The organism is Bacillus sp. NEAU-CP5 (assembly GCF_026420705.1).
Taxonomy (GTDB): Bacteria; Bacillota; Bacilli; order Bacillales; family Bacillaceae; genus Bacillus; species Bacillus velezensis.
Genome location: NZ_JAPMOV010000003.1, coordinates 501983 through 522378, shown reverse-complemented (window position 1 = coordinate 522378; position 20396 = coordinate 501983). Strand labels below are relative to the sequence as shown.

Annotated in this window: 20 protein-coding genes; 8 read left to right on the top strand and 12 right to left on the bottom strand. The window is 47.4% G+C overall.

What is annotated here, in order from left to right:
• Positions 1-56: 56 nt before the first annotated feature.
• Positions 57-965, bottom strand: coding sequence for an acetoin biosynthesis transcriptional regulator AlsR (gene alsR / locus OTK50_RS12645; protein ID WP_007407528.1), 909 nt, complete (start codon positions 963-965; stop codon positions 57-59).
• A gap of 156 nt (positions 966-1121) precedes the next feature.
• On the opposite strand from alsR, the gene alsS reads away from it, so the two are divergent.
• From alsS to OTK50_RS12630, 3 genes are all read left to right on the top strand, one after another.
• Positions 1122-2834 (top strand): acetolactate synthase AlsS, encoded by a 1713-nt coding sequence (gene alsS, locus OTK50_RS12640; protein WP_041482474.1) that lies wholly within the window; start codon positions 1122-1124, stop codon positions 2832-2834.
• 60 nt (positions 2835-2894) lie between these two features.
• The gene (gene budA / locus OTK50_RS12635; RefSeq protein ID WP_003151318.1) at positions 2895-3662 is read left to right on the top strand and encodes an acetolactate decarboxylase; all 768 of its coding nucleotides are present in this window, start codon (positions 2895-2897) and stop codon (positions 3660-3662) included.
• 102 nt (positions 3663-3764) lie between these two features.
• Complete coding sequence (locus OTK50_RS12630) at positions 3765-4289, top strand: NAD(P)H-dependent oxidoreductase (RefSeq protein ID WP_020956445.1); 525 nt, start codon at positions 3765-3767, stop codon at positions 4287-4289.
• A gap of 124 nt (positions 4290-4413) precedes the next feature.
• Here OTK50_RS12630 and OTK50_RS12625 read toward each other — a convergent pair whose 3' ends face one another.
• The 10 genes from OTK50_RS12625 to OTK50_RS12580 all read right to left on the bottom strand — a co-directional run bounded on the left by OTK50_RS12625 (position 4414) and on the right by OTK50_RS12580 (position 14432).
• Complete coding sequence (locus tag OTK50_RS12625; protein WP_007407525.1) at positions 4414-4947, bottom strand: SH3 domain-containing protein; 534 nt, start codon at positions 4945-4947, stop codon at positions 4414-4416.
• A 60-nt stretch (positions 4948-5007) separates the two neighbouring features.
• Positions 5008-5925 carry a ribose ABC transporter substrate-binding protein RbsB gene (gene rbsB / locus OTK50_RS12620; RefSeq protein WP_088461763.1) on the bottom strand — a complete coding sequence of 306 codons (918 nt, stop codon included), beginning with the start codon at positions 5923-5925 and terminating at the stop codon, positions 5008-5010.
• Between the two features lie 13 nt (positions 5926-5938).
• Positions 5939-6910 carry a ribose ABC transporter permease RbsC gene (gene rbsC / locus OTK50_RS12615; RefSeq protein WP_012118605.1) on the bottom strand — a complete coding sequence of 324 codons (972 nt, stop codon included), beginning with the start codon at positions 6908-6910 and terminating at the stop codon, positions 5939-5941.
• The gene (locus OTK50_RS12610) at positions 6900-8393 is read right to left on the bottom strand and encodes a sugar ABC transporter ATP-binding protein (RefSeq protein WP_224223872.1); all 1494 of its coding nucleotides are present in this window, start codon (positions 8391-8393) and stop codon (positions 6900-6902) included. Before OTK50_RS12610 ends, rbsC begins: the two co-directional genes overlap by 11 nt.
• Before the next feature lie 16 nt (positions 8394-8409).
• Positions 8410-8805, bottom strand: a complete 396-nt coding sequence (gene rbsD, locus OTK50_RS12605) for a D-ribose pyranase (protein ID WP_044801943.1) — start codon at positions 8803-8805, stop codon at positions 8410-8412.
• Positions 8802-9683, bottom strand: a complete 882-nt coding sequence (gene rbsK, locus OTK50_RS12600) for a ribokinase (protein WP_007407520.1) — start codon at positions 9681-9683, stop codon at positions 8802-8804. Before rbsK ends, rbsD begins: the two co-directional genes overlap by 4 nt.
• The gene (locus tag OTK50_RS12595) at positions 9676-10665 is read right to left on the bottom strand and encodes a LacI family DNA-binding transcriptional regulator (protein ID WP_224223871.1); all 990 of its coding nucleotides are present in this window, start codon (positions 10663-10665) and stop codon (positions 9676-9678) included. Before OTK50_RS12595 ends, rbsK begins: the two co-directional genes overlap by 8 nt.
• Before the next feature lie 93 nt (positions 10666-10758).
• A complete protein-coding gene (locus tag OTK50_RS12590; RefSeq protein ID WP_007614183.1) occupies positions 10759-11892 on the bottom strand; it encodes a Ger(x)C family spore germination protein in 1134 nt (377 codons plus the stop codon).
• Entirely contained in the window at positions 11882-12973 is a 1092-nt protein-coding gene (locus OTK50_RS12585; protein WP_224223870.1) for a GerAB/ArcD/ProY family transporter, read from the bottom strand. The genes OTK50_RS12590 and OTK50_RS12585 overlap by 11 nt, the downstream gene beginning before the upstream one ends.
• Positions 12963-14432, bottom strand: coding sequence for a spore germination protein (locus OTK50_RS12580; RefSeq protein WP_045209051.1), 1470 nt, complete (start codon positions 14430-14432; stop codon positions 12963-12965). Before OTK50_RS12580 ends, OTK50_RS12585 begins: the two co-directional genes overlap by 11 nt.
• 731 nt (positions 14433-15163) lie before the next feature.
• Between OTK50_RS12580 and pgsB the strand changes: the two genes are divergently transcribed.
• From pgsB to OTK50_RS12555, 5 genes are all read left to right on the top strand, one after another.
• Positions 15164-16345, top strand: coding sequence for a poly-gamma-glutamate synthase PgsB (gene pgsB / locus OTK50_RS12575; protein WP_003151337.1), 1182 nt, complete (start codon positions 15164-15166; stop codon positions 16343-16345).
• 14 nt (positions 16346-16359) lie between these two features.
• Positions 16360-16809, top strand: a complete 450-nt coding sequence (gene pgsC, locus OTK50_RS12570) for a poly-gamma-glutamate biosynthesis protein PgsC (protein WP_003151340.1) — start codon at positions 16360-16362, stop codon at positions 16807-16809.
• A gap of 18 nt (positions 16810-16827) precedes the next feature.
• Positions 16828-17976 (top strand): CapA family protein, encoded by a 1149-nt coding sequence (locus tag OTK50_RS12565; RefSeq protein WP_007614174.1) that lies wholly within the window; start codon positions 16828-16830, stop codon positions 17974-17976.
• Between the two features lie 7 nt (positions 17977-17983).
• Positions 17984-18145: a hypothetical protein gene (locus OTK50_RS12560; RefSeq protein WP_088461759.1), complete on the top strand. Its 162-nt coding sequence runs from the start codon at positions 17984-17986 to the stop codon at positions 18143-18145.
• Between the two features lie 150 nt (positions 18146-18295).
• A complete protein-coding gene (locus OTK50_RS12555; RefSeq protein ID WP_045209050.1) occupies positions 18296-19531 on the top strand; it encodes a C40 family peptidase in 1236 nt (411 codons plus the stop codon).
• 38 nt (positions 19532-19569) lie between these two features.
• Here OTK50_RS12555 and OTK50_RS12550 read toward each other — a convergent pair whose 3' ends face one another.
• Positions 19570-20295, bottom strand: a complete 726-nt coding sequence (locus tag OTK50_RS12550) for a membrane protein (protein ID WP_032876089.1) — start codon at positions 20293-20295, stop codon at positions 19570-19572.
• Positions 20296-20396: the final 101 nt, after the last annotated feature.

Genomic DNA, 20396 nt, shown 5'->3' with positions numbered 1-20396 from the left:
TTAGTAAAAATCCATAAAAGCACAAAAAAAGAGGCTGCTTTCGGCGGCCCTCTTTTTTATGCATTTTCCTTATCCGCCTGCAATAAAGCCTGGCGTTTATTCATAATATCCAGAAAATGTTTCAGAATCGGATTTTGATTATCCTTGCGGTAGGCAATGACCCATTCGGCCGTGAGCTGCACCTGATTAATGCCGCGGTAGGCGACTTCGAGATTAAACAGCTTTTTAGCAGAAGAAGGCACGAAGGTTACACCGATGCCGGCACTAACCAATCCGATCACCATTTGATACTCCGTCGCTTCCTGAACGATTTTCGGTTTGAAGCCCGCCTGCTCGCAGTAGTTTACAAACTCTAGGTATAAAGTCGGCCATGTTTCTTTCGACAGTGTGATAATCGGTTCATTTTTTAAATCCTGAATGTCGATTGTCTGTTTAGCGGTAAGCGGGTGCTGCTTCGGCAAAGCCAGAATGCACGGGCTGCTCTGCACCTTTTCCATATGTAACGCGGAATGCTGTAAAGGCGGATGAAGGATGCCGATATCAATGTTCCCCTTCAGAAGTTCTTCCTGCTGTCTGAAAGAAGAAATTTCACGCAGATCAAGCTTGACGGAGGGGAATTTTTCGCGGAATTCCCGAATGATCGGCGGCAGAAATTCATATGTGGCCGAGCCGACAAAACCGACGACAAGGCGGCCGAGCTCTCCCCGCGCCGTTCTCTGCGCCATTTCAATCGCTTTGTCTATTTCTTCGATCGCGTTTCTGCTGTGTTTTAAAAAACTTTCTCCGGCAGCTGAAAGCTCTACAACCCGTTTCGTGCGCTTTAATAAGGTCACGCCGACTTCCTTCTCAAGCTGTTTGATCTGCTGGCTGAGAGGCGGCTGTGTCATATTTAACCGAAGCGCAGCTTTGCCGAAATGAAGTTCTTCGGCAACGGCAATAAAGTATTGAAGATGGCGAAGCTCCATCCTTATCCATTCCTTTCTCTTTGTTAATTATTCGTGAAACATATTAATCATACGGCGAATTGATATTGGAGGTCAATTTCCAAAGAGTGTATAGTGAATAATATCACAAATTACTTAAAATTTTATATTTAATATGCATAATAAGGAGTGAGGGTGTTGGCAAAAGCAACAAATGAACTAAAAACCTCTGGAAAAAATCGGGGGGCGGAGCTTGTTGTTGATTGCTTAGTGGAGCAAGGTGTCACACATGTTTTTGGCATTCCGGGTGCAAAAATTGATGCAGTATTTGATGCGTTAAAAGATAAAGGACCTGAACTGGTTTTATGCCGTCACGAACAGAACGCTGCATTTATGGCTGCGGCTGTCGGAAGACTGACTGGAAAACCAGGCGTTTGTCTCGTTACTTCAGGCCCGGGGGCATCCAACTTGGCGACCGGCTTGTTAACGGCTAATACAGAAGGTGATCCGGTAGTGGCGCTGGCGGGTAACGTAATTCGCGCCGACCGTTTAAAACGGACACACCAATCATTGGACAATGCGGCGCTATTTCAGCCGATTACAAAATACAGTGTAGAAGTACAGGAAACAGGGAATATACCAGAAGCGGTAACAAACGCCTTCAGGGCAGCGTCAGCAGGTCAGGCAGGCGCGGCTTTCGTGAGCTTTCCGCAGGATGTTGTGAATGAAATCACAAAAGTGAAAAACGTACGCAGCGTGCCGGCGCCGAAACAAGGCCCTGCACCGGAAGAAGCGGTCAGCGCGGCTATCGCGAAAATCCAGACGGCGAAACTTCCCGTTCTGTTAGTCGGCATGAAAGGCGGAAGACCGGAAGCGGTAAAACAAATCCGCAAACTGCTTGCCAAAACAAAACTGCCTTTCGTAGAAACGTACCAAGGGGCCGGCACATTGTCCAGAGAGCTGGAAGACCAATATTTCGGCCGGATCGGACTGTTCCGCAACCAGCCGGGCGATCTTCTGCTTGAACAGGCGGATGTCGTATTAACGATCGGTTATGATCCGATTGAATACGATCCGAAGTTCTGGAACGTAAACGGTGACCGTGCTATTATCCATCTTGACGAAATCCAGGCCGATATTGATCATGCCTATCAGCCGGAATTAGAATTATTAGGCGATATCGCCGCTACGGTTAAACAAATTGAACACGACGCTGTGACATTTGATATGGGCAGCCGTGAACAAGAAGTGCTGAGCGAATTAAAACAGATGCTCACAGACAGCGAGAAGGCGCCAAGCGACCATAAATCCGACAGAGTGCATCCTCTGCAAATCGTCCAAGGACTGCGCAATGCAATTGATGACGACGTAACCGTCACTTGCGATATCGGTTCTCACGCGATCTGGATGTCCCGCTACTTCCGCGCTTATGAGCCTCTGAAACTGTTGATCAGCAACGGCATGCAGACATTGGGTGTAGCGCTTCCTTGGGCGATTGCCGCCACATTGGTGAATCCGGGTGAAAAAGTCGTATCCGTTTCAGGAGACGGAGGATTCCTGTTCTCTGCAATGGAATTGGAAACGGCAGTCCGCTTAAAAGCGCCGATCGTTCACCTTGTATGGAATGACAGCACATATGATATGGTCGCATTCCAGCAAATGAAAAAATATAACCGTACATCATGCGTAGATTTCGGAAACATTGACATCGTAAAATATGCAGAAAGCTTCGGCGCCACCGGCTTGCGCGTTGAGTCACCGGAACAGCTGGCAGACGTGCTGCAAAAAGGCTTGAACACAGAAGGCCCTGTCATCATTGACATTCCTGTCGATTACAGTGACAATGTCCATTTATCAAGCGACATGCTTCCGAAGCAATTCAAAGAAAAAATGAAAGCAAAAGCTCTCTAGCACTCTGCGCACCATGACCTGTTTTCTAAAACAGCCCAATTTAAAAGGAGTGAAGGGAATATGAAAAACGCAAGCGACATCCATATGATGAGCCGCGGAGAAAAAGGCTCACCTGAGGATCAGATCTATCAAGTATCAACAATGACATCTCTGCTGGACGGAGTATATGACGGAGATTTTGATATGGCTGACATTCCGAAGTTCGGTGATTTCGGAATCGGCACGTTCAACAAATTGGACGGCGAATTAATCGGATTTGACGGAGAATTTTACCGTCTGCGCGGCGACGGAACGGCTACGCCTGTTAAAGGCGGAGACCTGTCACCATTCTGCTCATTCACATTTTTCACGCCTGATATGACGCATACGATCGACGGCGAAATGACCCGTGAAGAATTCGAGCAGGAAATCGCCAGCCTTCTGCCTAGTAAAAACTTATTTTATGCGATCCGTTTAGACGGCGTATTTAAAAAGGTGCAGACAAGAACGGTAGAACGCCAGGAGAAACCGTACGTTCCGATGATCGAAGCGGTGAAAACACAGCCTGTGTTCAACTTTGACGACATTCAGGGTACAATCGCCGGCTTCTGGACGCCGGGGTACGCAAACGGCATCGCTGTTTCCGGATATCACCTGCACTTCATTGATGAAGGACGCAATTCCGGCGGACACGTATTTGACTATGTCATTAAAGATTGTAAAGTGACCATTTCTCAAAAAATGAATATGAACCTCAAGCTTCCGAATACGGCGGACTTTTTCAACGCAAATTTAGATAATCCGAATTTTGCGAAGGATATCGAAACAACCGAAGGAAGCCCGGAATAAATTAAAAAAGAAAGCCCCATTTTTCTCGGGGGCTTTCTTTTTATTTGGCTGAACCGGCAAAGATTAGGTAAAATACAGTCAAAAGGGAAAGGTGTGGTAGCTGTGAAAGTATTGGTATTAGCGGTTCATCCTGACATGAACAACTCAGCGGTCAATAAGGCGTGGACAGAAGAATTAAAAAATCATGATGAAATCACGGTCCGTGAGCTTTATAAAGAATATCCGGACGGGAAAATAGATGCGGAAAAGGAACGGCAGCTGTGTGAACAGTATGACCGGATCGTATTTCAATTCCCGCTGTATTGGTACAGTGCGCCTCCACTTTTAAAAACATGGATGGATCATGTGCTGGCGTATGGCTGGGCTTACGGCTCCAAAGGAAAGGCGCTGCACGGCAAAGAATTGCTGCTGGCTGTTTCCGTAGGTGCCGGAGAGGATGCATATCAGGCAGGCGGGTCTAACCATTTTTCACTGAGCGAGCTCTTAAGGCCGTTTCAGGCAATGGCTAATTTTACGGGTATGACCTATTTGCCTGCTTTCGCGATGTACGGGGTTAGCAGCGCCGATGCTGCGGCTATCCGTGACAATGCCAAACGCCTGGCGGATTACATAAAGAAGCCATTTTAGAGTCGTATGCATTCATCTTCATCCGACAATATTTCCTGAGAAATATTTCGAACCTTAGACGTTTCTGACTGCTCAAGAAAGAAAAAACGGATTTCGCGCTGAATTTGCGAAATCCGTTTTGATATTATGTCAGTTTTTGCAGATCTTTTGTGCTGATATATCCCGTTGCGCCCCCGTAATCGACAAGCGCCCAGCCGAAGTCAATGCCGCCGCCGGCTGTCTTTTTCCATCCGAGGAAAGAAACGCTCGTGTTTTTAGCAAGGGAAGCTTTGACCGCTTGTTTGTCTGTATATACTTTTGTTTTTGCCGTTGTTTTTACGGTTGTTGCTTCTTTAACAATATAATGAGTAGATACAAATCCTGTTTTTCCGTTTTTATAATGTACTTTTGCCCAGTCAGCGTTCTGGAATGAAACGATCTTTAAGCTGTCGCCTAAATGAAGGGTATCAGCTCTCGGACTGGCTGCTGATGCTTTTGTTCTGACGTTCAATGCTTCCGCGGAAACGAGATAAGAGTCAAGCGGGTAGCTGTACAGATCGTCAATTTTGACCGCTTCTTGCGCGTGTGTCTCGGGAAGAGGCGTTATTCCGGCAGCTGAAGCCGCTGTTATTCCCGCTGCAAGGGTCAGAATGGATGCCGCTTTGGCTGTTTTCTTCATCTGTATCTCTCCTTTTACTTCATCCTTTCACGTTTTACCGGAAGTCTAAACATCGGCCGGTTATTTTTGTGTTTGAAGTTTCAATGGAGCGGAAATGGTTTTTTTGACTTTTTCTCCTTTGAGCACCTGCTCCGCCGCTTCGGCCGCCAGTTTTCCGATCAGCTCCGGCTGCTGGGCGACCGTGGCTGTCAGCTTTCCGTTTTTAATGGAAGAAATCGCATCTTTATTTCCGTCGAAACCGACGACCAAAATGTGTTTGCCCGAGCTGTTAATCGCTTCGAGCGCCCCGAGTGCCATTTCATCATTATGGGCGAACACGGCTTTGATATCCGGATGTCCCTGCAGAAGGTTTTCCATGACGGTCAATCCTTTTGTACGGTCAAAATCTGCCGCTTGCTTTGTTACGACATCCAGCTTTTTGTCGGCAATATGATGAAAGCCCGTTCCGCGTTCCCGTGTCGCGGATGCGCCCGGCACCCCTTGCAATTCAGCCACTTTGGCGCCTTTTCCGAGCTGATCGGCGAGGTAGTCGGCCGCCATTTCTCCTCCTTTGACATTGTCAGAGGCGACAAGCGTTTCGACTTTGCCGTGTTCGGCTGAACGATCAAGCGCAATGACGGGAATGCCGAGGGAATTTGCCGATTCGACGGCTGTTGAAATCGCTGATGAATCGGTCGGATTGATCAGCAGCGCATCGACTCCCTGCTGGATCAAATCTTCAACGTCATTTGACTGTTTAGATGAATCATTTTGAGCATCGACAATAATGACCTTCATGCCCCGTTTTTTGGCTTCCTTTACAACGCCTTCTTTTAATGAAACGAAGAACGGATTGTTCAATGTGGAGACGGATAGCCCGATAGTGAATTCTTTTTTATGTTTTGTGTTTGACGGTTTTGCCCATTGCGGCGGTTCAAGTGAACAGGCGGACAGCAAAAACAGTGATAATACCGCGATCGTGATGATGGCTTTCTTCATAATGGTCCTCCTACTATGCCGATTTTTTGCGGTCCAGCAGCACCGCGATTAAAATGACGATTCCTTTGACGACGAGCTGATAAAAAGATGATACGCCGAGAAGGTTCAAGCCGTTGTTCAGCGTACCGATAATCAAAACCCCGATCAGCGTACCGATGATGCGCCCTCGACCGCCGGACAGGCTCGTTCCGCCGAGAACGACCGCCGCGATGGCGTCCAGCTCGTATGATTCCCCGGCCGTCGGCTGTGCGGAATTTAAGCGTGATGTCAGAATCGCTCCCGCCAGCGCCGATAATAAACCTGTCAGAGAATAGATCATGATCTTGATGCGGGGCACTTTGATTCCCGATATCAGCGCCGCTTTCTCATTGCCGCCGATGGCGTATGTCCGGCGGCCGAACGGTGTTTTGTGCAGAAGAACCCACAGGGCCGCAAATGCAATCAGCATCGTAATGGCAGGTACGGGAATTCCGAGAAAATAACCGCGCCCGAATAATTGAAATGCGTAATTTGAACCGAGCCCCGTAATCGGATTTCCGTCCGTATAGACGAGGGTCAGTCCGCGAAAGACGGTCATTGTCGCCAAAGTGGCGATGAAAGGCGCCATTTTTCCTTTTGTGATTAATAATCCGTTTATCATGCCGAGTACGGCGCCGATCACGCAGCCGATGATGACGGCTAAGATCGGGTCGATGCCTGATACCATCATACCTGCGACCAATGCGCTCGATAAGGCGAGGATGGCTCCGACAGAGAGATCAATGCCTCCCGTTAAAATGACAAACGTCATTCCGAAAGCAATCAGAGCGTTAATCGCAACCTGCCGAAGAAGGTTGAGAATATTGAGGGGTTCAAGAAAACTCGGGTTTAAAACGGAAACGATCAGCACAAGAATCAGTAAGCCGAGAAACGGACCGAGTTTTTGCGTAAAGGTATGAATGGAAAATCGCTTTTGTTCAGTTGATGTCATTGGTTCAGTTTTCATTCTGCTGCCCTCCCGTGGCAAGTGTCATGATGTGTTCTTGTGTTGCGCCGGCCGCATTGATTTCTCCGCTGATGCGCCCTTCGTGGACGACGATGATTCTGTCACTCATGCCGAGAATTTCCGGCAGCTCGGAAGACACCATGATGATGGCGACTCCGCGATCGGTCAGTTCATTCATTAATGTATAGATTTCCCTTTTCGCGCCTACGTCGACGCCTCTAGTCGGTTCATCAAGGATGAGAACTTTCGGGCCGATTCCGATCCATTTGGCGATGACGACTTTTTGCTGATTTCCTCCTGATAAATGCCGGGCGGCGGTTTCCGGAGATGCGGTCTTAATGGTCAGACGCTTGATGAGCAGCTCAACGAACTCCGCCTCGCGTTTTCGGTCAATGATGCCTCTCGGAGAGAAGCTGGTCAGGTTCGGCAATGAGATATTTTCACGAATGGACGTATCCAGCAGCAGCCCTTCATCTTTGCGGTTCTCCGTAATCAGGCCGAGTCCCTTGCGGATGGCATCGTACGGACCCCGAATGCGGGTTTTTCGGCCGGAAATCCAGATCTCTCCGGAATCGAGCCGGTCAATTCCGAACAGCGCCCTCATGATTTCTGTCCGTCCGGCACCCATTAAGCCGGAAACGCCGAGGATTTCTCCGGCGCTCACATGGAAACTGATCTGTGAAAAGCTTCCTTTTTTTGAGGCGTTTTTCACTTCGAGCACCTTATCGCCGAGTGACGGTGTGCGAGTCGGATACCGATCGGTCAGCTCCCGCCCGACCATTTTTTTGACCACTTCATCAAAATTAGTATCTTTAATATGCGCCGTATCCACAGTGAGGCCGTCCCGCATAATGGTGATCCGGTCGCAAATCGAAAATATCTCTTCCATTCGGTGCGAAATATAGACGATGGATACGCCGTCCCGCTTTAACGCCGTCATCACATCAAACAGTTTGCTGATTTCCCGTTCGGTCAGCGCCGCGGTCGGTTCGTCCATAATAATGACTTCGGCGTTTGTCATCAGCGCTTTGGCAATCTCAATCATCTGCTGCTGTCCGACGGAACATTGTCCGGCTTCCCGGTCAAGAGGAAGAGAGACTCCCAGTTTTTCAAGCTGTAATTTTGCTAGCGCTTTCATTTTCTTCGTTTCCAAAACGCCGAACGCCGTCGTCAGCTCTTTGCCGATAAAAAGGTTTTCAAGCACCGTCATGTCCGGCCATATATTCAGTTCCTGATGGATAAAGGCGATTCCGTGCTTTTCAGCTTCCTTTGGATTGGAGAAGCTCATATTTGTTCCGTTTATCGTAATGTTTCCCTTGTCGAGCCGGTGGAGCCCGGTGAGCAGATTCATTAACGTCGATTTGCCCGCTCCGTTTTCTCCCATTAAAGCGTGGATTTCTCCCGGCAGAAGCTCAAATGAGACGCCGGAGAGCACTTGGTTTTTGCCGAATGCTTTATGAATGTCTGTCATGCCGATGTGCATGCTGGATCCCTTCTTTCTAGAAAATCACACCCGCCTGCAGGATGCAGTTGGCGTATGGTGTCATTTCACCCGTTCGGATGACGGCTTTTGCTTTCTGTGTGAGCCGTTTGAATTCCTCGTGGGACATGTACTCGATCGTCTGCGCTGAGAAATGGCTTTCTATGAAACTTGCATTCTCAGGGTTTGCGTCTTTGATTTCAGAGGCGGCCATCACCTTTTCGACTGCCATCTCCCCGGCTACCAGGCTGGTTACGTCCCGAAAGGCGGGAACGCCCGCCGTTAAAGACAAATCAATTTTAGGGACACCGTCAGGGACGGGGAGACCCGCATCGCCGATTGCGATGAGGTCTGTATGCCCGAGATCGGCCAATACTTTGGCAATGTGGCTGTTTAACATTCCGTGTTTTTTCATGACAGCAGCTCCTCAACTTCTTTTCTGGCCGGCATCCCGCCTTGGGCGCCGAAGTGCTGCACGGACAGGGAGGCGGCGCGGTTGGCAAACAGGAGCGCTTGTTCAATGTCCCGTCCTTCCGCGAGTGCGACGGCAAGTGCCGCATTAAAGGTATCGCCGGCTCCCGTCGTGTCGACCGCTTCTGCAGGGAAGGCGGGAACAAGCCGTTCCGCGGTGCCGTCTGAGTAGCGTACGCCTTGTTTTCCTTCGGTAATGAACAGTTTGCCGGGATAGCCGGCGAGCGCTTCTTCTTTCGTCCGGTCAGGAAATAAAATGGATGCTTCATGTTCGTTCGGCGTAAGATATGCGGCATCCTCAATCGTCGATTGTTTCAGCGGCCGGGCCGGCGCGGGATTCAGGATAACCGGAATTTGCTGCGCGCGGCAGTAGCTGCACACTTCTTCAACGGTTTCTTCAGGAATCTCCTGCTGGATCAGCACGATATCAATGCCGGGAAGTTTTGCCAGCGCACTTTTGGCATAATCGGGGGAGATGTCATCGTTTGCGCCTTTTACGACGACGATGCTGTTGTCTCCTTCTGCGAGCACAATATGAGCCGTTCCGCTTTTTTTATGTGTAACCGTTTCCATATAGTCCGTATTGACACCGTTTGCCTTCAGGTTTTCAATAATCGCTTTTCCGTAGCTGTCATTGCCTGCTTTTCCTACCATATATACGTTTGCGCCCAGGCGGGAAGCGGCTACGGCCTGATTTGCGCCTTTTCCTCCGGGCACAGTTTGAAAGTCTGTACCCAGTACGGTTTCTCCGGCTTTCGGACGCCGTTCAGATGTGACGACCAGATCCATAGAACAGCTTCCGATAACACAAATTTCACTCATGGTGATCATCCTTTCTCGTCGTTTGTCTTCTTATGTAAGTCACGGGCATTTGAATGGCCGTCTCTTTCGGCGGCTCTTTCTTTATCAATTGCAGCAGCAGGTTTGCCGCTTTTTTTCCCATCTCATATGCAGGCTGGCGGATGGTTGAAAGCGGCGGAAACAAAAGCCTGCTCTGCGGAATATCGTCGTATCCGATGATCTGAATCTCCTCCGGAACTTTTTTGCCGAGCCGCAGCGCCTCATGGAGGACGGCAGCCGCCGCAATGTCGTTACTGGCAATGACTCCGTCGGTTTCCGGGTATGCTGCAAACAATTCTTCTGCTAAAATGGCGGCATCCTTGATGGAAAATGAAGCGGGGGAGATGACATTGAACTGCGCGCCCGCTTTTTGCAGCACATCAAGTGCGCCGTTAAAACGTTCCTGAGCGGTCGGAAGGTGGACTGGGCCTTTGACAAGCGTGATGCTTTTGCTTTTGCCGCGAAGTATTTCCTCAGCCGCCCGTTTTCCGCCTGCCCGTCCGTCACTGAATACGGATGGGGCGCCTTCTTTTGTCCGGTCCAGAAATACGACCGGGTAAAGGCTGCCGCTGTATTCGGGAAGGTCGGGGTAATGGGTGGCCGCCAAAATACCGGCAACTTGATTTTGTTTAAATGTTTGCAGATAGTCGAGTTCTTTTTCCAATTCTTCATCGCTGTTGCCAATGATCAGCCGGTATCCTTCCCGCTGCAACTCGTCTTCAGCGCCGCGGGCAAGCTGAGGGAAAAAGGGATTCGTAATATCCGGAAGCAAAAGCCCGACCAGTCTGGATTCTCTTTTATAAAGAGAGCGGGCAACTTCATTAGGATAATAATTCAGCTTCTCCATGGCAAGCATGACCTTCGTTCGTGTATCTTCATGCACGTAGCCGTTGTCATTGAGGACACGCGAAACCGTGGCAACAGAGACGCCGGCAGCGCCTGCGACATCTTTAATCGTTGCCAACAAACACTCCTCCTTCATTTATGTAACCGTTTACATAAAAAGAGTAACACGAATCATTTCGGTTGGCAACAAAAAAAGAGACCGGGGTCTCTTTTAGTTCACGATGCCGATTTGTGAGATATTCACTTTGATATCAGGGATTATCTCGATGGAAGGATAGACCTCACGCCAATTGAGCCGCTTGCCCCGCTCATAATAATGGGTTTGATATTTACGGCCGATGCCGAGGATATCCGAGTTGTGCTCCTGAATATGGCTGATCACCGATCTGGCCTGGCTGTTCAAATTTGCTGATGCTTGTTTGTTCATTTGGTCGATTGCCGTATAAGAATTCAGCTTGTCCTTTGGATATTCCAAGACGCGTGCATTCAGTTTTAAACGGATTTTCACTTTTATATGCTGCGGATCTGTATCTATAAAAACAATCTTTCGCGTGGCATCCGTGATGCCGAGAGAAAGATAATTTTCAATATCCATTTTGTATTTGTCCCACAGCTTCAGATTAATATTAGCCGATTTATTAAATTGCCCGCTTAAAAGGGTCAGGAGGGTTGAATCCTGACCGAGCACCTCAGTCACTTTCCGCTGGCCGCTGAACAGGGCAGAACCCTCTATCTTTATCGTCTGTCCGTTAATCGATAAATAAGGAAGGGCGAAATCCTTATCAGCCGTCAGCATGCTTGAACGGATGGATTGCAAATTTTCCATGCTGATATTTGATTCCGCATTAGCGCTTGTTAATAAATTCGTTAAATACTTGCTGACGATCAATTTCTGCCGGACGATCAGCTTCAGCACTTCAATCGCCTCGCCGTCTTTGACAACCGCCGGATGAGCGAGAAGCGGGCTTTTCGGATCTCTGTAAAAGACATCGAGATAAGGAAAAAGCGGTTTTTCCGCCATTTTCTCACCGATTAATAAGACTCTTTGCTTGGACGTGTCAATGCGCTGATCGACAAGCTTATCCAATTGAAACCGCGCTTCACGGATGGTATGCCCGGAAGCGCTGAGCACCGTCGTAATGAATGAGCCGCCCGTTTCCTGTTCCGCCTGGGAGGACTGAACCTTCCGATAGGTGATGCCGATTTTATTTTTACCGTCATGATCAACATCAAGGCTTGCGGTCAGCACGAGAGAAATATCTTTCAGCAAATTTTGATCCCAGCAGCCCGCAAGTGTCAGGCTTGCGCACATGAGACTGATAAGAACCGCTTTTTTAATGCGCATGGCGGACACCCTTTTTGCGTACAAGGACAATCAATACCATAAACAACGGAAACAAATACGCAAACACAATATCGGAGATGCGGAAAAACTGATCCAGCTGCTGTATCGTTTTATCTGTGCTTGTGGCCCAAATAGACAGAAGGAAGACGAGCAGGGCCAGCGGATAAACAAACCGGCTGTGGTCTTTTTGATTGAACAGCTTGGCAATGCCGGTGCTTGCCAAGTAAAACACGTTGGCCAGCGTTGAAAAGACGGTCACGAACCAAAACGTCAAAAAGAGCAGATCCGTCCGTTCGATAATTCTGAATGAAACGGTTTTTAACAGGTACAGCACAGGCTCCGGGATCATTTTTATTTCTTCGGGGCTGATTGTGACAAAGCAAGCAAGGGTGATATACAGGTAGTAAAGGATAATCAAGATGTTTGAAATCGTCAGTATTTTGTAGCGCTGGCTGACGGTGCAGTTGATAAGGGGCCCGATTACGAGCGCCGCCTGAAAGCCGGTAATGCTGACAAGTGTTTGCTGCACCCCGGTAAGCATGTCTTTTGCGGTTCCGTGAAAAATCGGCATAATGTATGTGATATCTGCTTTTCCCAGCGTGTATAAAATCGGCAGAGAGATCAGCAGCAAAAACGGCGTTAAGATAAAGCTGAACCTGGCGATCGCATTCAGCGGGGCTTGGGCGATATAGACAGAACCGAGGATCAGCATTAAGCTGACCACCCAATTCGGAGTCTGCGGGAGCACCCAGATATCCAATATCCGTGTAAATACAGAAAGAATGAGCGTGCAGAGAAACGCGAAATATAAAATATACAGCACCTGCACCCCTTTGCCGGCAAGTGTTCCGAATACCTCCTCCAGCATTTCGTACAAGTTCAGCTTTGGAAACCGGTGAAATAATATCATATACAGGCTGAATGTAAGCTGGACGAGCAATCCGGTAAGCAGAATGGAAATCCATCCGCTGCTTCCCGATTTCATCATCAGTAAATGGGGCAGCGCCAAAATGCCGATGCTGATCTGCGTCTGATTAATGAAAAACACGCCTTGAAGCCGGCTTATTTTTTTAGGCTTCATCTTTTCTCCACCCCCGAACATGTTTCATCTGCTTTGAGTCTTGCGGTCTCAAATAAAACGGCCTTCTTTTAATAAACCAAGCCGGCAGCCGGATAAATGCATCCTTCAAGTCGCTGAAATGAAACGGCGTCAGAGATGATAAATAAGGAACGCCGAGTGATTCAAGCTTGCACAGGTTCATCAGAATAAGCCCGAAGCCGAGTGCGATGCCGATAAAACCGAACGAGGATGCCAGAAACATAAGCGGAAACCTGAGCGTTCGGATGGACGTGCTCATTTCATATGAAGGAAGCACAAAAGAAGATACGGCCGTAACGGCTACGACGATAATCATCATATTAGAAATGAGTCCCGCCTGAACGACTGCGTCACCGATCACGAGACCGCCGACAATGCCGATCGTCTGACTGATCGGTTTCGGCAGCCTGATACCGGCTTCGCGGATCAGTTCAATTGTAATCTCCATAATCATGGCTTCTATCAGCGGAGGGAAGGGAATATCAACAATCGAATTTTTCATGGTGATAATCAGATCGTTGGGAATGACTTCGAAATGAAACGCAATCAGCGCGATATAAAAAGCGGGCAGCGTAATTGCGATCATAAAGGCGAAAAATCTCAGCACCCTTAAAAAACTGGCGGAAATCCATCTCGTGCTGTAGTCATCCGGAGATTGAAAAAAAGAAAAGAATGTGATCGGCGCAATCAAAGCCGACGGACTCCCGTCCATCATGATCAGCACACAGCCTTCCATCACGCATGCTTTTGCTTTATCCGGCCGTTCCGTATGAATGATCTGCGGAAAAATGGAAAACGAATTATCTTCTATTGATTCCTCGATAATCCCGGGCGCAAGCACGCTGTCTATACGCAGGTATGACAGGCGCCGCTTCACTTCCTCCACAATCTCCGGATTGGCGATATTCTCAACAAAGATAACCGCAACTTTTGATTTGGCTCTTTCCCCGATATCCATATAATGAACGGAGAGATGGCGGTCCTGTATGTGAAACCGCAGCTGATGAATGTTTGTTTCCAAACTTTCCACAAACCCGTCATGGGCGCCGCGGACGATACTTTCAGATTCGGGTTCCATAATGGAACGCAGCGGATTCTGCCCGACGGAAAACAGCTTCGCTTTCCTCGATGCATCGCTGAGAAAAACAACCTGGCCGGCCAAAATCCCGTCAATGAGTTTTCTGATTTCATCCGTTTCCGCACTGCTGACGGCATTCATCGTTTCCTCAAGCGGGCCGTTTTGCAGGGTGTCGCTTAACAGAAACTCATTCAGCTTCTGTTCTTCTATCATTTGTTCAATATAAAAGAAAGCGGTATGACGGTCCTGCAGTTTGATCCTTCGTATTTTAAAATCACCGCAAACACACATCAGCTCCTGCATTTCCCGTACAGCCGATTCAAAATCGCCGGGAATCCGTTTGTTTTGTTTATCCGCAGACATCAGACCGCCTCCTTTCCCGGTTATCTGTAGTTTTCAGCGGGTATTCCTTTTTTATGCATTTTATAAAATAGAGGAGCTCCTCGATGTTTTACCAAGAACTTCACATTTATGGATGAATATTTCTTGAACGAATATAAAGATTTATTAAAATTATTTCAAAAGAGGGATAAATGTCCTGTAAATGGTTTAAAAGGAGAAAGGCTTTCCGCATATAAAATGTGTATTTCTTGTAAACACTCCGGACCCGTCTTATTCTGTCATGTACCAGTCATTCCGCTAGTTATTTTGGAATGGGACTGAAAGCAGGATACGGGGGAAAAATGAATGACTTTAAGACCTTATCCTTAACAAAACAGGCAGTCTGCACACAGCGGACAGAGAGTCCCGAAACGTATGCGCAGTGCGAAAAACGCTGATACAAACGGGCTGGAAAAGATGGATTATCATTACATCTTTTTCTTCCGGAACGCGAATAGTTCCATTGGTCCAAATGAATTTCTGTGCGTAAATGTAAACGCATTCATTTTTCTTTTGAAAAATTGAAGTAAGGTTGAAGTCCTGCCTATTCCCAAAAAAAGCAATTCGATAATAGGAAGAATAGCGTCACTAATAGAGAAGTTTGGCTCAGTGAAAGCGGGAACATTATGTTACATAATGCCGATTGAGAATTCATAGTGAAGCTATATACTGATGAATGAATTTATCAATACAGAAGGAGATGTCAAAAATCAATGTGGTTACTCATTATAGCCTGTGCTGCCGTACTAATCATCGGAATCATTGAAAAAAGGCGGCATCAGAAGAATATCGATGCTCTGCCAGTACGCGTCAATATTAATGGTATCCGCGGAAAGTCAACCGTAACGAGGCTGACGACCGGAATACTGATGGAGGCGGGCTACAAAACAGTCGGAAAAACGACGGGAACAGATGCAAGGATGATTTATTGGGATACACCTGAGGAGAAACCGATCAAACGGAAACCGCAGGGCCCGAATATCGGCGAGCAAAAAGAAGTAATGAAGGAAACCGTAGAACGGGGCGCCAATGCCATTGTCAGTGAATGTATGGCGGTAAACCCGGATTATCAGATTATCTTTCAGGAAGAACTCCTTCAAGCCAACATCGGCGTCATCGTGAATGTGCTTGAAGACCATATGGACGTCATGGGGCCGACGCTTGATGAAATCGCTGAAGCATTTACCGCGACGATACCGTATAACGGTCACCTTGTCATTACAGACAGTGAATACACAGACTTCTTTAAAGAAAAAGCCGCAGAGCGGAATACCGAGGTCATTATTGCGGATAACTCTAAAATTACAGATGAATACCTTCGTAAATTTGAATATATGGTCTTTCCTGATAACGCTTCCCTTGCGCTCGGCGTTGCTCAGGCTCTTGGGATAGATGAAGAAACGGCGTTTAAAGGAATGCTGAATGCGCCGCCTGATCCTGGCGCCATGAGAATCCTGCCGCTGCTCAGCACGAAGGAGCCCGGTCATTTCGTAAACGGCTTTGCCGCAAATGATGCATCTTCTACTTTGAATATATGGAAACGTGTAAAGGAAATCGGCTACCCGACAGATGAACCGATCGTTATCATGAACTGCCGCGCCGACCGTGTGGACAGAACGATTCAGTTCGCAAACGACGTGCTTCCGTACATTAAAACGAAGGAACTCATACTCATCGGCGAGACGACAGAACCGATCGTCAGAGCTTATGAAGAAGGCAAGATTCCTGCCGATACACTGCACGATCTGGAATATAAATCAACAGACGAAATCATGGACGTGCTGAAAACAAGAATGCAAAACCGTGTCATATATGGCGTCGGCAATATCCACGGTTCAGCGGAACCATTAATTGAAAAAATTCAAGAGTATAAGGTGAAACAGCTCGTTAGCTAGGAGGAAAAGGATAAATGTTCGGATCAGATTTATACATCTCACTTATTTTAGGCGTGTTAATCAGTTTAATTTTCGCGGAAAAAACAGGTATCGTACCTGCCGGTTTAGTCGTGCCGGGTTATTTAGGGCTCGTTTTTAACCAGCCGGTCTTTATTTTACTCGTATTGTTAGTAAGTCTTCTTACATACGTGATCGTCAAATACGGTTTATCCAGATTTATGATTTTGTACGGACGCAGAAAATTTGCAGCTATGCTGATAACGGGAATCTGCTTAAAAATCGCCCTTGATTTCCTTTACCCGATCGTACCGTTTGAGATATCAGAATTCCGCGGAATCGGTATCATCGTACCGGGTCTGATCGCCAATACCATTCAAAAACAGGGATTAACGATTACATTTGCCAGCACGCTGTTCTTAAGCGGCGCAACTTTTGCCATTATGTTTGCTTACTACTTAATCTAATGTAAGGTGTGTCAAACGATGAAAAAACAATTAAGCTTTCAAGAAAAACTGCTGAAGCTGACCAAACAGCAGAAAAAGAAGACCAATCTTCACGTTTTTATCGCGCTGCCGATCGTCTTTTGCCTGATGTTCGTCTGCATCCTGACAGGGAAGGCGGAAACGCCGAGTGTGAAAAGAAATGCCGATGACCTCGTATCAGCCTCATTCGTCGGAGATATTATGATGGGCCGGAATGTCGAGAAAGTGACAAAGCATAAAGGCACGGAGAGTGTCTTCCGTTACGCAAAGCCATTCTTCGAAGCATCCGACTATGTGTCGGGGAACTTTGAAAACCCGGTTACATATAAAAAGAACTACAAAGAAGCAGAAAAAAATATCCACCTTCAGTCAAACAAAGATGCCGTAAAAGTATTGAAGGACATGAATTTCACCGTTCTCACGGCAGCCAACAACCATGCGATGGATTACGGCCCTCAAGGAATGCGGGATACGGTTGAAGAGTTTTCAAAGCAAAATCTTGAACTTGTCGGCGCGGGCCTCACGCTGAAGGAAGCCGAGCAGAACATTTCTTATCAAGATGTAAACGGAATCAAAATCGCAACACTGGGTTTCACTGATGTTTCCGGAAAAGGCTTTGCAGCTAAACGAAATGCGCCGGGTGTGCTTCCGGCCGATCCAGAGCTGTTTATTCCGATGATTTCTAAAGCCAAAAAGAAAGCCGATCTTGTCATTGTTCAAACACACTGGGGACAGGAATACGATAATGATCCGAATGACAGACAGCGCCAATTGGCAAGAGCAATGTCAGATGCCGGAGCGGATATTATCGTCGGACACCATCCGCACGTGCTAGAACCGATCGAAATGTACCACGGCACCGTTATTTTCTACAGCCTGGGCAACTTCGTATTCGACCAGGGGTGGACAAGAACGAGAGACACGGCGCTTGTTCAATATCATCTGCAGAAAAACGGCACGGGACGCTTTGAAGTCACGCCGATGAATATTCATGAAGCAACGCCTGCACCGGTTAAAAAAGGCAGCATCAATCATAAAACGATCGTACGTGAACTGACGAAAGAATCGAATTTCGATTGGAGCGTCAAGGATGGAAAATTAACGTTTGATGTGGATCACAGCGATATCTTAAAAAAGAAAGCGGAGTGAAAAACAAATGAAAATCATTAAAGCGGGATGGCCGTTTGCCGCGATCATTATGGTATTTATGTTTATGTCAGCGTTTAAATACAATGATCAGCTCACAGATCAGGAAAAACAAAAAATTGACACGGAAATGCAAAAAATTCAGCAAGAGGACACAGCGAGCGCAAAATAAACGCATGATTCCGCTTGCTGGCATCTTGTTTGTTCCGAATCCAGTAAAGAATGCCCATAACGGGCATTCTTTTTTTGTGTGCTCTCCTAAACATTTGTTAAAAGTTACCGATGTAAAAACTACTAAAAATGAGGAGAGTGAATAGAAAACATGCTCACAAGCTGGAGGAAGTACATCCTTGCCGGCCTTATGATTTGTCTTGTGGCACCTGCAGTAACGAGAACGGAAATTGCTGAAGCGGATTCTCAAGTTTCTGTCCTGATGGTTTCAGACGCGCAAAAACTTGTCGGAAATAAATATGTTTACGGAGGCGAAGAGCCTGAGGACGGTTTTGATCCGTCCGGATTGATGCATTATCTTTTCAGCAGGCAGAACATCCATCTGCCGAGAACGGTCAGTGATCAATGGAAAGTCGGAGCCGCCGTCAAAGAAAATGACCTTTTACCGGGAGATCTTGTGTTTTTCAAAAAGTCGGATTCCGCACAAAACGCGCCCGTCCATGACGGTCTTTATATTGGAAACGGAGAGATGATACACAGTTCTCCGTCAGAAGGCGTAACCGTCACACGCTTTCAAAAAAGCAGTTATTGGATGAATTTATATCTTGGCGCAAAGCGGATTACAAAAGATCCGGAACTGGCTGATGATCCGATCGTTCAGGAGGCAGCCCGTTACCTCGACATTCCGTATGTATTCGGCGGAAGCACGCCCGAGGAGGGATTCGACTGTTCGGGGCTGGTCCAATATGTTTTTGAAAACAAGCTTCACATTTACCTGCCGAGATCTGCGGAACAGCAGTGGCTGGTCGGTGAGAAAATCAAACTGAGCGACATAAAGCCTGGGGACGTGATTTATTTCAGCGACACGTATAAAAAAGGAATTTCCCATGCGGGCATTTATGCGGGAGAGGGAAGATTCATCCAAGCGAGCCGCTCCGCAAAAGTCACCATTTCTTACTTGTCGGAAGATTACTGGAAAAAACATTTTACGGGGGTGCGCCGATTCAGCAATTTAGCCATTTCTAAAGAAAATCCCGTTGTGTCCACAGCGGCCGATCATATCGGAATTTCTTATCTGAAAGGCGGCGTTTCACCGGAAACCGGCTTTGATACGGCGGGATTTGTTCAATACATCTATCAAAAAGCGAAAGGAATCAGCCTGCCGCGTTATGCGGACAAGCAGATGCAGGCGGGCGTTCCGGTCGATAAACAAGATCTGAAGCCCGGCGATCTGGTCTTCTTTAAAGCGGAAAGCCTGAATCCGGCCATTTATATCGGGAACGGACAAGTGATTCATGCCACCGTGTCCGCAGGCGTTACCATAACAAATATGAACACAAGCGCTTATTGGAAGGACAAATATGCGGGCGGCATCCGGCTTCCGTAAAAAAAGACGTCAGAGAGTGTCTCTGACGTCTTTTTCTTTTACCGTTTCGGCGCTCTGTATCCGGCCGCTACCGCATCCTCTACGGAACAGAACATTTCCGCGGGATCTGTCGTCCGGTCGTAGTATGTACTTCCCGGCGTGTGATAAATGCCGTTCCGGCTGCCTTTAATGTCGCATCCCTGTGAGGTGCCGGCTGCTTTCGTTTCGGCATGTCCGCCGGAGGAAGGGGCGTTGTTTTGCGCCGTTTCCGCGTTTTCGGATGTTTTTGTTTCTGCTTTCTGCCGCTTTAAAGTTTTATTTTCTGACTGAAGCGTTTCAGCGGTCTTTTCGAGCTTCTTTTGTGAATTTTTTAATTTCTCATTGTCTTGTTTGAGTGATTTGTTTGTTTTTTTCAGCTCACTTATCTCTTGGCTGAGTTTGCTGAGTTTTTCTTCATTGCCGGCTTCGGCTTCGGATTTCTCCTTTTCGGCCGCGGCACTGATGCTTTCATATTTTTTCTCAAGCGCCTGGTGTTCCTTCGTCAATTTTTGATAAGCGGTATCAAGGGTGCTGTATTTCTCCTCTGCCTTCTCGGCCGAGGCGTCCGGTTCTGCGAGGGAGGCGCCGGTCAGAAGCAGGATAAATCCGCCGATAAGAAGGGGCCAAAACAGCTTTTTTGAAAAATGTTTTTCTTTTTTTGCCGCTTTGCATATGAGATGGAATATTCCGTATCCGACTGCGCAGAGAAAAGCTAAACATCCTATAATAGCGATTGCATTTGACATCATGAAACTCCTTTTTTCTTTATCTTACAATTTATTTTCATTTTTGGGAATTTCTTTTTTGGGAACATGAAAAACCAGGCCGTGAAAGACCTGGCTTTTGC

What these genes read in the sequence shown, in the direction of transcription:
- rbsC (WP_012118605.1), bottom strand. Translation starts at nt 6,910, where the DNA reads ATGAAAACTGAACCAATGACATCAACTGAACAAAAGCGATTTTCCATT.
- OTK50_RS12625 (WP_007407525.1), bottom strand. Translation starts at nt 4,947, where the DNA reads ATGAAGAAAACAGCCAAAGCGGCATCCATTCTGACCCTTGCAGCGGGA.
- rbsK (WP_007407520.1), bottom strand. Translation starts at nt 9,683, where the DNA reads ATGAGTGAAATTTGTGTTATCGGAAGCTGTTCTATGGATCTGGTCGTC.
- budA (WP_003151318.1), top strand. Translation starts at nt 2,895, where the DNA reads ATGAAAAACGCAAGCGACATCCATATGATGAGCCGCGGAGAAAAAGGC.
- OTK50_RS12550 (WP_032876089.1), bottom strand. Translation starts at nt 20,295, where the DNA reads ATGTCAAATGCAATCGCTATTATAGGATGTTTAGCTTTTCTCTGCGCA.
- rbsB (WP_088461763.1), bottom strand. Translation starts at nt 5,925, where the DNA reads ATGAAGAAAGCCATCATCACGATCGCGGTATTATCACTGTTTTTGCTG.
- OTK50_RS12555 (WP_045209050.1), top strand. Translation starts at nt 18,296, where the DNA reads ATGCTCACAAGCTGGAGGAAGTACATCCTTGCCGGCCTTATGATTTGT.
- alsR (WP_007407528.1), bottom strand. Translation starts at nt 965, where the DNA reads ATGGAGCTTCGCCATCTTCAATACTTTATTGCCGTTGCCGAAGAACTT.
- OTK50_RS12590 (WP_007614183.1), bottom strand. Translation starts at nt 11,892, where the DNA reads ATGCGCATTAAAAAAGCGGTTCTTATCAGTCTCATGTGCGCAAGCCTG.
- OTK50_RS12610 (WP_224223872.1), bottom strand. Translation starts at nt 8,393, where the DNA reads ATGCACATCGGCATGACAGACATTCATAAAGCATTCGGCAAAAACCAA.
- OTK50_RS12580 (WP_045209051.1), bottom strand. Translation starts at nt 14,432, where the DNA reads ATGTCTGCGGATAAACAAAACAAACGGATTCCCGGCGATTTTGAATCG.
- pgsC (WP_003151340.1), top strand. Translation starts at nt 16,360, where the DNA reads ATGTTCGGATCAGATTTATACATCTCACTTATTTTAGGCGTGTTAATC.
- OTK50_RS12585 (WP_224223870.1), bottom strand. Translation starts at nt 12,973, where the DNA reads ATGAAGCCTAAAAAAATAAGCCGGCTTCAAGGCGTGTTTTTCATTAAT.
- OTK50_RS12560 (WP_088461759.1), top strand. Translation starts at nt 17,984, where the DNA reads ATGAAAATCATTAAAGCGGGATGGCCGTTTGCCGCGATCATTATGGTA.
- rbsD (WP_044801943.1), bottom strand. Translation starts at nt 8,805, where the DNA reads ATGAAAAAACACGGAATGTTAAACAGCCACATTGCCAAAGTATTGGCC.
- OTK50_RS12565 (WP_007614174.1), top strand. Translation starts at nt 16,828, where the DNA reads ATGAAAAAACAATTAAGCTTTCAAGAAAAACTGCTGAAGCTGACCAAA.
- pgsB (WP_003151337.1), top strand. Translation starts at nt 15,164, where the DNA reads ATGTGGTTACTCATTATAGCCTGTGCTGCCGTACTAATCATCGGAATC.